At 67.9% G+C, this 11,930-nt stretch carries 10 protein-coding genes; 8 read left to right on the plus strand and 2 right to left on the minus strand.

Annotation, left to right across the window (positions count from 1 at the left end; translation table 11 throughout):
• The first annotated feature begins 250 nt into the window (after positions 1-250).
• The 8 genes from G3446_RS18895 (at position 251) to G3446_RS18930 (ending at position 10,185) form a co-directional block, all read left to right on the plus strand.
• Positions 251-1,159, plus strand: a complete 909-nt coding sequence (locus tag G3446_RS18895) for a peptidase U32 family protein (protein ID WP_164454391.1) — start codon at positions 251-253, stop codon at positions 1,157-1,159.
• Positions 1,159-2,181: a peptidase U32 family protein gene (locus tag G3446_RS18900; RefSeq protein ID WP_164454392.1), complete on the plus strand. Its 1,023-nt coding sequence runs from the start codon at positions 1,159-1,161 to the stop codon at positions 2,179-2,181. The genes G3446_RS18895 and G3446_RS18900 overlap by 1 nt, the downstream gene beginning before the upstream one ends.
• Positions 2,171-3,268 carry an ABC transporter substrate-binding protein gene (locus tag G3446_RS18905; protein WP_164454393.1) on the plus strand — a complete coding sequence of 366 codons (1,098 nt, stop codon included), beginning with the start codon at positions 2,171-2,173 and terminating at the stop codon, positions 3,266-3,268. The genes G3446_RS18900 and G3446_RS18905 overlap by 11 nt, the downstream gene beginning before the upstream one ends.
• Complete coding sequence (locus tag G3446_RS18910) at positions 3,265-4,233, plus strand: peptidase U32 family protein (protein WP_164454394.1); 969 nt, start codon at positions 3,265-3,267, stop codon at positions 4,231-4,233. The genes G3446_RS18905 and G3446_RS18910 overlap by 4 nt, the downstream gene beginning before the upstream one ends.
• A 680-nt stretch (positions 4,234-4,913) precedes the next feature.
• A complete protein-coding gene (locus G3446_RS18915; protein ID WP_164454395.1) occupies positions 4,914-7,448 on the plus strand; it encodes a PEP/pyruvate-binding domain-containing protein in 2,535 nt (844 codons plus the stop codon).
• 1,257 nt (positions 7,449-8,705) lie between these two features.
• Complete coding sequence (locus G3446_RS18920) at positions 8,706-9,047, plus strand: zinc ribbon domain-containing protein YjdM (protein WP_164454396.1); 342 nt, start codon at positions 8,706-8,708, stop codon at positions 9,045-9,047.
• Positions 9,048-9,607: 560 nt separating this feature from the next.
• Positions 9,608-9,865 (plus strand): hypothetical protein, encoded by a 258-nt coding sequence (locus G3446_RS18925; RefSeq protein ID WP_164454397.1) that lies wholly within the window; start codon positions 9,608-9,610, stop codon positions 9,863-9,865.
• Between the two features lie 56 nt (positions 9,866-9,921).
• The gene (locus G3446_RS18930; protein ID WP_164454398.1) at positions 9,922-10,185 is read left to right on the plus strand and encodes a hypothetical protein; all 264 of its coding nucleotides are present in this window, start codon (positions 9,922-9,924) and stop codon (positions 10,183-10,185) included.
• A gap of 358 nt (positions 10,186-10,543) precedes the next feature.
• On the opposite strand, the gene G3446_RS28170 is transcribed toward G3446_RS18930, so the two are convergent.
• On the minus strand, positions 10,544-10,738 hold the full coding sequence (locus G3446_RS28170) for a hypothetical protein (protein WP_245232596.1): 195 nt from the start codon (positions 10,736-10,738) through the stop codon (positions 10,544-10,546).
• The coding region (locus G3446_RS28175; protein WP_245232597.1) for a hypothetical protein at positions 10,732-11,930 on the minus strand (1,199 nt) is incomplete at its 5' end. The genes G3446_RS28175 and G3446_RS28170, both read right to left, overlap by 7 nt.

Genomic DNA, 11,930 nt, shown 5'->3' on the forward strand with positions numbered 1-11,930 from the left:
TCTCAAGACCGGATCCTTGAACCGCAAAGGCGCGAAGGGCGCGAAGTTGGGGTCTCCGCTGCGATGGACATGCGTGCAAGACCGAGCCTTTCTTTGGGCCCTTCAAGCGACCTGTAGGGTGGACGAGCGAGAGCGAAGTCCACCGAATCCCGCGCCGGCGTTGGTGGACTGCGCTGCGCTTGTCCACCCTACGGCTACGGGGTCCTTCGGGCCTTCGCGGTACCAGATTCAGAATTCCAGGAGCCCTTTCATGTTCGAGCTGAGCACAGACGTCCCCAACCTCCAAGCGCTGCGCGGCGGCGACTATGACGCCTTCGATGCACTCTATCTCGGCGACTTCTCCTGTCCGGACTACCCCAAGAACTTCTCCTCGCATCCGGAGACGCTGGCGGAGGGCGTGCGGATCGCCAGGGATCAGGGCAAGCGCTGCTATCTGCGGCTCTACGCCGTGCCCAGCAATCACGAGCTGGACGACGTCCGCCGCACGATCGACGCGGCCATGGGACTGCCCTTCGACGCCTTCGAGGTCCACAACATGGGCCTGCTGCGCGTCCTGCGCGAGATGGGCTGCACCAAGCCGCTGCACCTGGGCGTCTTCGGCAATCTCTACACCCATGAGACGGCGCGCGTGCTCAAGGACTATGGCGTGACGCGCGTCTACCCCAATCCCGAGCTGTCGCTGCGCGAGATCCGCTACATCAAGGACGAGACGCCGATCGAGGTCCTGGTCCAGGTCCACGGCAAGATCCCGCTGGTGATCTCGGAGACCTGCTTCATCATGGAGAACGCCCATCAGGGTGCCGAGACGTGCAGCTTCTTCTGCTCCAAGAGCCACTGGCTGACGCGCTCTCAGGGCGACTGGTCGCTCAAGGACGCGGGCCGCATGACGCTGAGCGGCAAGGACCTCTGCATGATCGAGCACATGGACAGGCTGGCGGAGGCGGGGCTGGAGCACTTCTTCGTCCATGGCCACGGCGAGGAGCGCGCGCGCGTCGCCGCCGTCGGCCGGGCCTACCGGCGTGTGCTGAATGCCATCGCAGGTGGCGAGCCTTGCGAGACCCAGGGCCTGGTCGAGGCGCTGTCGGCCTTCGCCGAGATGGGGCTCTGCAACGGCTATTACTTCGAGAGCGCCGGCCAGCACTACGTCGGGAGGCCCTGATGGCGCGGCCGACCATCCTGGCACCGGCCGGCCGGCTGGAGATGGCGCGGGCGGCGGTCGACGCCGGCGCCGACAGCCTCTACGTGGGTCCGCTCGGCTGGAGTCGCCGTCCCTACGAGTCCGAGATGGGCGACGCGGACATCCGCCGCGCCATCGACTATGCCGGCGCGCGCGGCGCGGACGTCCGCATCCTGCTCAACACCTTCCCCAGCCCCTTCGAGTACGACGCCTGGCTCGACGCGGCCGAGCGCTATGCCGACTGGGGCTGCTCCGGCTTCATCCTCAGCGACCCGGGCGCCATCCCCAGGCTGCGCGCGCGTCTGCCGCAGGCCGTGCTGCACGTCTCGGTCGGCTCCGGCATCAGCAATGCCGAGGATGCGGCCTTCTACCGCGCGCTGGGTGCGGACCTCATCGTCGTCCCCTACCGCTGGGGCGAGGCGCAGGTGCAGGCCGTGCGCGCCCAGTCCGACATCGGGGTCGAGGTCTTTCTCTTCGAGACGGTGCAGACGGGCAAGCTCTGTCCGGGGCGCTGCATCATGTCGAGCTATCTCAAGTTCCGCGACTGGACCGAGATGGAGGGCCGGGACGCCTTCCACGGCAGCGCCAACCGCGGCGCCAAGGAGTGCTACCGGGTCTGTCAGACCCGATGGGACTTCGGCCCCATTGACGTGGAGCAGGCGGCGCCGTCGCTCAAGCTGCGCCGGGACGCCCAGCTCATGCTGGAGCAGATCCCGGGCATGATCTCGGCCGGCGTGCGCTGCTTCAAGCTCTCCGGGCGCGAGCGCCCGACGCCCATCATCCGCGACCTGGTCGCCTTCTACCGGCGCGTCATCGACGGGGTGCTGGACGGCGCTTGCACGGACATGGCGGCCTATGCCGAGGAGATGCGGGTGCTGGAGCACCGCTGGGTGAGCGAAAAGCGCAAACGGGTCGGGACCCTCATGGGGCGCGCGGTGCGCTATGGGGAGGCGACCCAAGACCAGGTGGCCGAGCCGCGGCAGGTGAGCGTTCATGCGGCCTGAGACGCATGCACAGGCCCCGCTCGGAACCCTGCGGGCCGCCTTCGAGCGCACAGGCACGCCGGCCTGGATCATGCGCGTCATCCAAGCGAAGGGGCTGGATCGCGCCGAGGGCTTCCGGCTCCAGGTCGCGCTGACGGGGGACGGCGATCGCGGGCATCGCCAGGCGACCCTGGAGGCCCTGCGCTCCGGCGAGGTCGACTTCATCGATACGGACTGGATCAGCATCGGCCGTATGCGTGAGGACGGCGACAGCGTCTCGGCCTTCCATCCCTACGGCCGCATCATGGGCGGTCTGGTCGTGGACCGCAGGCGCTTCTCCGGAGAGGGCCGAGCGGTTGCCGGGCCGGGCTTCTCGGCCGAGCCGCTGGGCTGGGCGAGCCAGGGCAATCGGATTGCAGAGACGCCGCTTGGCGCCGAGGCGCAGGCGTCGCGGCCGGCCGCCGCCTTCCAATCCCACCTCAAGGCCCTCGCCGGCCGGACCATCGCCGTCGTCAGCCGCTTCGACAAGACTTGGCTGCTGCTCCGGGCCTATGCCGTGGAGCAGGGGATTGCCGACCCCGCCAGGACGGTCGACCTGGTCGAAACCGGCTCCAAGCATGAGGCCCTGCGCCTGCTGAGCGAGGGCGAGGTGGACGGGGCCATCCTCTTCTGGCACCTCGCCGCGGAAGCCGTGACCGAGGAGCCCTTCGAGCTGGTCTTCGACGCCCTCAATGCGGTCGAGTCGCTGGCGGGGGAGCCCCTGCCGACGACCTTCTTCGTCGCCTCGGACGCGTGCCTGCGGGCGCAGCCCGAGCTGTTCCGGGCCTTCGCGCGCGCCTTCGATGCCGCCGTCGCCGCCATGCGCGCCGATACCTCGGTGTGGCGGCAGGGCGCCGGCGAGATGGCGCTCAACGGCCTGGCGCAGCCGCTGCGCACGGCCTGGCTGAGGCGTATCGGCCTGGCGTGGCCGGGGCAGCTGCGTCGGCGGCTGGACGAGTTTTCAGTCACCCTCAAGGGCTATGTGGGCGCCGAGGCGATGGGCCTGGATGCCCTCCCCGAGGGCACCTTCGCCCAGGATTTCTTCACACGTACGGAGGTGGCGCGATGACCATCCTCATGGCCCCGGGCGGCACCCTGGAGATGGCGGTCACCGCCTTCGCGCGCGGCGCCGACTCGGTCTTCGTCGGCCCCAAGGGCTGGAGCCGCCGGCCCGCCTCTGACGAGCTGGAAGAGGGCGAGATCCGGGAGCTGATCGAGCAGGCCCGCCCGCAGGGCAAGGACGTGCGGGTTGCGGTGAACGTCATGCCTCAGCCGCATGAATTCGAGGTCCTGCTGCGTCGGGTCGAGCGCTACGCCGCCTGGGGTGCGGGCGGCGTCATGGTCTGCGATCCCGGCTGCGTGGCCCTGATCCGGCGCCGCCTGCCCGAGCTACCCATCCACGTCAGCGTCACGACCGGCATCTTCAACGTCGAGGACATCCGTTTCTACCGCGATTTGGGCGCGCGTCTCATCGTCGTCCCCTACCGTTGGGGCCGGTCCGAGATCGAGGAGATCCGCGCCCTGGAGGGCATGGCGCTGGAGGCCTTCCTCTTCCAGACGCCGCACCGCGGCTGGATCTGCCCCGGGCGCTGCTACGCGTCCAGCTATTTCGCCATCTGCCACCAGCAGGACGCGCAGGGCAAGGACCACTTCGTCGGCTCCGCCAGCCGGGGCGGGAGCTGCTATCGCATCTGCCGGGGCGACTGGGAGCACGGGGACGGCGCCGAGCGGCCTGTCGGCCGGCCGCACCTCAAGAGCAGCCCTGAGCTGCTGCTCTGGGAGATCCCGGCCTTGGTCGCGCTGGGGGTGGAGCGCTTCAAGATTCCGGGGCGCGAGCGCTCGGCCGAGCTGGTCGGGGACATCGTCGGTTTCTACCGGCGCGTGCTGGACCATGTCCTCGCGGGCGATGCAGACGTCTCCGGTTTCGCGGACGACTGGGAGCAGATCAAGGACCGCTGGACGCGCGAGCGCCTGCGCCGCGACTCAGGCCGCGTGCAGCAGGCGGCCCGTGCGCGCCGCGCCCTGGCGGCCTAGTGGCCCATATTGAATCGCCCGCGAGCGGGCTCCTACCCGCCCGTTCCCGGAGGAGCCCGCTTGCGGGCGACTGATCCCAGGGTCTTGGAGCTGCCTTGGCCGAGATCTCATCGACGACCTTGGTGGCTTCGCCCGGGAGTGTCGGCCTCCAGGCCGACACCTGTTGACCTGGAGGTCAACATTCCCAGGGGCGCCCAGCCGGGTGGGCGAGCGCGAGAGACTGTGAGAGTAATCCAAGCGTACCGCGAAGATCGCAGATTGGTGTAGGTTGGGCCGACGCAGGAGGCCAAACAATCAAAGCGTTAGGCTAGCCGCCATGTTGGGCTTCGTACCTCAGCCCAACCTACGCAGAATTTCTTCACAGTCTCGCGAGTGAAGTCCACCGAATCCCGCGCCGGCATTGGTGGACTGCGCTGCGCTTGTCCACCCTACGGGAGACGACTGGCGCAGAGGATGATCGACGCTCGGGCTCCTACCCGCCCGTTTCCTTAGGAGCCCGCTTGCGGGCGACTGATGCCAGGGTCTTGGAATTGCCTTGGCCGCGCTCTCATCGACGACCTTGGTGGCTTCGCCTGGGAGTGTCGACCTCCAGGCCGACACCTGTTGACCTGGAGGTCAACACTCCCGGGGTTGTCCAGCCTCGGAGCAAGAGACGGAATCGGTTTGGGGGAGACTGACGCATGAGAGACATCCGGGAGGCTGGTCTGGGGCGCTGCGTCTGGCCGCTCGAGGCCATCGCGCTCGACGGCAAGCGCGACTTCGGGGTCAAGGCCGCGACCCTCGGGCACCTCAAGGCGCGCGGTTTCGATGTCCCGGACGGATTCTGCATCCGGGGCGACGCCTTCTCGCGAGATCCTGATGACCCCATGGATGCGGCGGTCGTGCGACAGATCCTCTCGGCCTATCGCGACCTTGGAGGCGGCTCCGTCGCGGTGCGCAGCTCGGCGCGCGACGAGGATCTGGCCCTGGCCAGCGCGGCCGGGATCTATGACAGCCTGCTCAATGTCATGGGCGAGCAGGCGCTGCTGGACGCCGTGCGCCACTGTCTCGCCTCGCTCGACACGCCGGCCGCCTGCGGTCATCGCCTGGCCCAGGGACGCGCGGACGAGGCCGGTGCCATGGGTGTCCTGGTGCAGCGCATGGTGCTGGCCGATGTTGCAGGTGTCGCCTATACGCTCGACCCCGTGACCGGACGCCGCGACCGGCTCTGTCTCAACGTCAACCGGGGGCTCGGCGATGCGCTCACCTCGGGACACGTCAGCGGCGAGACTTTGCTGACGGACCGCGCCGGGGCGCTCGCCGCGAGCGATCATCCGGGCGCTGTCGAGCCGGCGCTCGGACCCGAGGCGCGGCGGGCGCTCGCGGCCCTCGCGGAGCTGTTGGAGACCGAGCTGGGCGGCCCGCTGGACATCGAGTTTGCTTTGGAAGGGGACAGGCTGCGTCTGCTGCAGGCGCGGCCTGTCGCGATCGGTCAGCTGGCCGCCGCGGACTGCGCCGCGCGGCTGAACCGCTATCTGGATGCGGAGCGCGCGCGCCTGCGCGCCAGGCTCGACGACCTCCGCGCGCAGGGCATCCTGCGCGTCGGCGAGGCCGTGCTATCAAACGGCAACATCGCCGAGCTCCTGCCCAACGCGACCCCGCTCAGCCTGGACCTCTTCAATGGCATCTTCACCGCCCACGGCGGCGCCATCGCGCGCGGGCGCCAGCGGCTCGGCTATCGCGTCCCGGACGCGGGCGCCGAGGCCCTGCTGGAGACCTTCTGCGGCCAGCCCTATTTCAACGTCGAGGTCGACGCCAGGACCTATGACGCCGGCTATCCGCTCGACATCGCCGGCTATCTGGCCAGCGTCCAGGCCGATCCCGCCCTTGCCAGCTATCCCGAGCTGGGGCTCTACGAGCAGGTCCCGACGCTTGCCGAGGCGTGCCGGCGCTTTGGGCGCGTTGGGGGTTCCGCGCTCTACCGCAAGGCCGTGATCTTCCAAGACCGGCTGCGTCGCAAGGCCGAGGTCACCCTCGACCGCTGGCATCGGCACGACAGGGTTCAGCTCGAGCGCGAGGCCGCTAGGGCAAGCGCCATCGACTGGCCGCGCATGGATGTCGCGGAGGTCGTCGGCCAGCTGCGCGGGTGCGTGCGCTATCTGCGCGAGGTCGCTTGTGTCGACTTCGTGGTCGCCGCCCGGCTCGGCTTCTTCTTCGCCGAGCGCATCCGCGTCGCGCTCGACGGCCTCCAGGTCCCCGAGACCGACGGCCTGCATAGCCGCTTGCTGCAAGGGCTCGACGGCAGCCGCATCACGGACCTCTCGCTGGACCTGGAGCGGCTGGGGCGCGGTGAGCTGAGCCTGGCGGATTGGCTGGCGGACTATGGCCACCTGGCGCCCAACGAGCTGGAGCTGAGCTCGCCGCGCTACATCGAGATGCCGGCGACCATCGAGGGCCTCGCCAATCGTCTCGCCACCAGCACCCCGACGCCGAGCGCGCGTCATGCCCAGCAGCGCCAGGACCGCGCGCGGGCCGACGCGACCCTCGACGGGCTGCTCGGATTCCTCGGCCGCACCAGGGCGGCCAAGCTCCGGCAGGACATCCGGCTGGCGCGCGCCTTCCTGCCGCTGCGCGAGACGATCAAGCTCCACTACACCGCGCAGCACGCCGCCTTCCGTCGCGGTCTGCTGCGGCTGGCCGAGCTGCGGGGGCTGGAGCCCGAGCTGGCCTTCTATCTGCGACTGGACGAGCTGGCCGAGGCGCCCAATCTGGTCCAGTTGCAGACGCGGCGGGAGGAGCGCCAGCTCGGCCGCCGGCTGCTGCGGCAGGGGCGCCTTCCGGCCGTCATCCATGAGGGCCGGATCTCCGCGCTGGGCGCCGAGGAGCCGCAGGCCCAGGCCGAGCGCCTGTCTGGACGCGCCATGGCCCCCGGGCGCAGCGTCGGTCGCGTCCGCATCCTGGATCTCGACGCGGACGATCCCCAGGCGCTGCTGCTCGATCTCGGCGCGGACGAGGTGCTGGTCACCCGCTCCGCCAATCTCGGACTGGCCTCGCTGCTGCGCGGCTGCGCCGGACTGGTGGTGGAGGTCGGCGGCGTGCTCGCCCACGCGGCCTGCCAGGCGCGCGAGAGCGGCATCCCCGCCGTCGCCCTGGAGAACGCCACCCGGCTGCTGCATGACGGCATGCGGGTGCGGCTGGACGGCGCGACCGGCAGCGTCTCCATCCTGACTGGCTAGGTGATTGGATCTATCCGAGGTCTCGGGCATCGGGTCACAGACCCTGTTCCCATGAGCGGCTCGATGGCCAGGATGTGAAGCGGCTTCAAGTTTTCGCGGCGTTCGAGAGCCAATCTCATAGGGCCGCATTCAGCGTCGCTCGAATAGGCCGTGAGACCGGGTCTCGACCCGCTCTGGATGCGCGCGGATGGTCCTCGGCCGTGATCCTTGCCTCTCAGTGCGGGAAGCCCAAGATTGCATCCTGCACGACTTCTGCCCCTCGAAGAAGGAAGCTGTGCGCTCGGTAAGGAGACGTCGCCATGCTGTTCGATGCCCTAACGATCCTCGGGATCTCCTCCAGCCTGCTCTGTGGCGGCATGGTCGTTGCGCTCGTGAAGCGCAACGCGAGGGACTGACGAAGCGGCCCGCCCAGGCTCCTCGGGAGGCGGTCTCCACCAGGCGGGCGTCGGTGGCGGCGGTGCCCCTTGCCATGTCCGCCTGGCGACGCGTGTCGGCCTTGATCGTCAGTTGGATCCCTAGGGTGGACGAGCGAGAGAGACTGTGAAGAAATTCTGCGTAGGTTGGGCTGAGGTACGAAGCCCAACATGGCGGCTAGCCTAACGCTTTGATTGTTGGGCCTCCTGCGTCGGCCCAACCTACAGCAATCTGCGATCTTCGCGGTGCGCTTGGATGACTCTCACAGTCTCGAGAGCGAAGTCCACCGGCTCCCGCGCCTGCGTTGATGGACTGCGCTGCGAGACCCTGGAAGTATTCCGAGCGCACCACGAGCTCGGTGTCTCGCCGCAGCTTGGGTCGACGCAGGACGCCCAACCTGCAGCGCCTTAGGCCAGCTGCGATGCTGGGCCTCGTGCCTCAGCCCAGCCTACGGAAGATTTCTTCACGGTGTCTGCGGTTGTCCACTCGCGGGAGGCTGGGCCAATCGATGATCGGCGCCCTTTCTTCCGCCCTCGGCTGATGACCGAACGCCGGCTCTCGGGCGCCCTGCCCGCGACGGCAAGCCCCAGCTGTGCGAGACTGCGCGCCCCCGCTGCTCTGGCCCCTGTCGGACGATCACCCTATTAGCGGGCTTGCGCCCATTGGGTGCGATGCCTCGCGCAGGTTGTTGCCGCTCTCTCGAGGCCCAAGCGGCCCGAAAGGCCGCAGGGGATGCGGGATCGGCCCCATCCCCGACCAGCTCCGGATCTAGGTTCAATGCGGTCGCTGTGAAGCAGCCAGCTCGGCGACCCGTCGAGAAATCAGACGTGAAGAGATGTTCCCATGAGTCACTTGCCATCCTGTCCAAAATGCGATTCCGAGTACACGTATGAAGACGGCGCCATGTACCTGTGTCCGGAGTGCGGCCACGAATGGCCGATCGATGGCGAGGCGGGTGCTGCGGAAGCCGAGGCCGGGGTCAAGGACGCCAATGGCAATGTCTTGCTCGACGGGGACTCGATCGTCGTGATCAAGGATCTCAAGGTGAAGGGCTCCTCCTCGGTCGTCAAGGTCGGGACCAAGGTCAAGAACATCCGCCTGGTGGAGGGGGACCACAACATCGACTGCAAGATCGCGGGGATCGGCGCGATGCAGCTCAAGTCTGAGTTTGTAAGGAAGGCATAAGGTGATTTCCGGGAAACGGATTCCCTGTAGGCTGGGCAAAGCGCAGCGTGCCCATCGTCCAGGCGCCTGAGCGACTGGGTGGGCACGCCCCACAAACGGCTTCCCCATGCGCGCCGGCCTGCCAGGGGCTTTGCCCATCCTCTGGAGGCGCTGTTCTGGGTAGGATCATTTCAGGAAATCACCTAAGGCCGATCCAGGCGAGCTTGCGCCCGCTCTCGGGCATCTAGTGTCTTGACCCCTCCGCTTTCCTCGCCCCAGCCGTTTTCCGGGTCGCTGGAAAGGCGAGGGCGTGGCGCCCGGCCGGGCCGGCGCGCTTGATGACAGCCGCAGGCAGGGCCGATTCCGGCTCGCTCCAAACACTTTTCCTGTCTTTGTTCGTTTCTTTCGAACGAAAGCCTGGCTTTCGCTAGCCATTGCCCCTTGGGATATCCGCCAGAGCCAGCGTCTATAGGGTCTCGGGGCCTGTTTTACGAAGCTGGCACAGCGTCTGCTTTGTCCCCTGCAAGCGCAAACCCAGCGCCCAGTCACGAAACAGCGAATGCCCAACAGGAGACACGACCATGCTGACCATCACCGACCTCGCCCTTCGTAACGACCTCGACGCAGCGGCCCTGAGCGACGTTCGCGGCGGTTTCGCCCTGAGCGACTTCGACGCCTTGTTCGGCACCGCGATCGTCAATGCCCCCGAGATCGACCTGGGCACCCATGCCCTGCTGCAGAGCCAAGGCGTCGCCGTCGACCAGTCCGGCAACATCGGCGGCTTGAACCTGGTCTTCTCGGATCAGACCCAGAGCGGCATCGCCGGTCAGGTCACCTGAGCAAGTCCGTCCCAAGCCCTTTGAGCCAAGCCCTGAAAAGAGACGGGAGAGAAACCATGTTGACCATCACCGACCTGACCGCAGACCTTACCCTCGACAAGGCTGCCATGAGCGGGGTGCGCGGCGGCCTCGCCGTCGCCGGAAGCGATCTCAGCGCCTTCTTCGGCTACTTCAACAGCCCGACGCTCGATCTCGGCACGCATGAGCTGGGCCAGAGCCAATCCATCGCGGTCGACCAGAGCGGCGCGACCGGCGGCTTCAACATCAGCGGCGGCAGCCAGACGCAGAACGGAATCAGCGGCCAGGTCTCTTTGTTCTAAGGCGATTGCCGGAACTTCTTGTCCCAGCTTGTGCCGGATTGAGACCCTCCCTCAAGGGGGGCCGGCAGGGGCATCGCCAGACGATGTGACTGGCGGCGGGACACAGAAGGCGGTCAAGGCAAGCGAGATGGGATGGGCGTTGACGGAAACCGCCTGAGACCGAGGCAAATGCTCGAGACAGACTGCAGCTGGGGGCTTCGGCCCCCTTTCTCGTTGGCGGGAGGACCAAGATCGGGCGGCCATAAGCAGCCAGCTTGGGCCTGAGATTCGGTCATTCGAACCGCAAGGGCGCAAGGACCCCAAGAAAACGAGGGCCTGGCCGATGCCCGCCCTTTGCCTCCTCGCGCGCCGCTAGTGGTCAGGCCGGAAGCTCGGCTGCATCTCTCGTCTTGACGCCTGGAGCCGGAGTGCCGAGCGCCAGCCCAGAGGTATCCACCCTGCGAGCACCGATGCGTGCGGCCTCGCCGTCACGGATGAAGCTGCGGTGCTCGACGCGCTCCACGCCTGGGATGCCGGCGAGGGTTGGCTTGATGAGATTCTCCAGGGTCAGCATGGAATAGGGACAGTTGGCGCAGCTGCCGACGAAGCGGATGCTGACGGCTCCGTGCTCAGGCGGACGAGCGCGTCGAGCAGCGCGGCCGAAGGCCGGACCCGGCGCAGATGGTGCTGGAAGTCCTCGCGGCTCGCCGGCACGAAGGCGAGCTTGTCGCTGTGCTCGGACCAGGGGAAGGCGATGGGGCCGGTGATGACGTAGTTGTCGTCGCCGACACGGGCGAATTGCACGATCAGCTCGCTCAGTCGGTCGAAGAAACGGCGATGCTCCTGGGGCGTGGCGCCGCGCTTCTTGACGATCACGGCGCTGCGCAGCCGGCGTAGCTCCGTGTCCTTGGGCAGCACGCCGGTGATGATGTCTATCTTCACCGCCTGTTGCCGCTCGCGGTCCACCACCAGCACGCCATAGATGCCGATGGCGCGGCTGTGGACGAAGCGGCGCGCGTCCAGGGCCGAGGGCGGGATGCCCATCACGAAGGCGGGGACGTCCGCCGCACAGGGGATGGCGATGCCGGAGACAAAGGCCAGCTCGTCGCGCGGCACGACGGCCTCCGCGCCGTAGAGGATCTCGAGTCCGCGCTTCACCGCCATGAAGACCTGAGTGGCGACGACTTCCTGCTTGAATTCCAGGATGGCCGCCTGGTGGGCGGCCTTGAGCGTCGGGTCATGCGCCCGCCCCTCGGCGTCGCTGACGCGGATCGGACCGACCATGTCGCCGAGCAGATCGAGCATGACGCTGTGGTAGTCCAGCTTGCGTAGCAGCGGCAGCAGCAGGTGCATGAAGCGCTGCTCGTGCCCCTCGTCCAGGGCGAAGAGGACAGCGCGCGCCTGCTGCCGATAGCCGTGGTCACTGGTGTAGCGCTGCAGGAATGCGGCGATGGCGCCGACCCGCTGGGCGATCTCGCGCTGCTCCGGCGTGCCTGGGTTGTGGAGCGCGTCGAGCGGAAGCCAGTCCAGCGTATCGGGGTTGCCGCGCTGCAGCGCCTCCCAGGCGCCGTCCTGGGAATAGCACTCACGGTAATGGCTGTAGAGCGCGTCCAGGGGCGCGGTGAGGCTCTCCGCGTCAGGGGCCGACCAGAGCGCGGACTCGGCGGCGCTGGCATCGATCATCGATTGGTTGCGCCAGGCAAAGCCTGGAAGGAGAGGAAGATAGCGGACGGATAAGCGAATCGGAAACTCCTTGTTGCGGCCCA

This window comes from Thiorhodococcus minor, from assembly GCF_010820565.1.
In the GTDB taxonomy this organism is placed as follows: domain Bacteria; phylum Pseudomonadota; class Gammaproteobacteria; order Chromatiales; family Chromatiaceae; genus Thiorhodococcus; species Thiorhodococcus minor.

What these genes read in the sequence shown, in the direction of transcription:
- G3446_RS18895 (WP_164454391.1), top strand. Translation starts at nt 251, where the DNA reads ATGTTCGAGCTGAGCACAGACGTCCCCAACCTCCAAGCGCTGCGCGGC.
- G3446_RS18900 (WP_164454392.1), top strand. Translation starts at nt 1,159, where the DNA reads ATGGCGCGGCCGACCATCCTGGCACCGGCCGGCCGGCTGGAGATGGCG.
- G3446_RS18905 (WP_164454393.1), top strand. Translation starts at nt 2,171, where the DNA reads ATGCGGCCTGAGACGCATGCACAGGCCCCGCTCGGAACCCTGCGGGCC.
- G3446_RS18910 (WP_164454394.1), top strand. Translation starts at nt 3,265, where the DNA reads ATGACCATCCTCATGGCCCCGGGCGGCACCCTGGAGATGGCGGTCACC.
- G3446_RS18915 (WP_164454395.1), top strand. Translation starts at nt 4,914, where the DNA reads ATGAGAGACATCCGGGAGGCTGGTCTGGGGCGCTGCGTCTGGCCGCTC.
- G3446_RS18920 (WP_164454396.1), top strand. Translation starts at nt 8,706, where the DNA reads ATGAGTCACTTGCCATCCTGTCCAAAATGCGATTCCGAGTACACGTAT.
- G3446_RS18925 (WP_164454397.1), top strand. Translation starts at nt 9,608, where the DNA reads ATGCTGACCATCACCGACCTCGCCCTTCGTAACGACCTCGACGCAGCG.
- G3446_RS18930 (WP_164454398.1), top strand. Translation starts at nt 9,922, where the DNA reads ATGTTGACCATCACCGACCTGACCGCAGACCTTACCCTCGACAAGGCT.
- G3446_RS28170 (WP_245232596.1), bottom strand. Translation starts at nt 10,738, where the DNA reads ATGCTGACCCTGGAGAATCTCATCAAGCCAACCCTCGCCGGCATCCCA.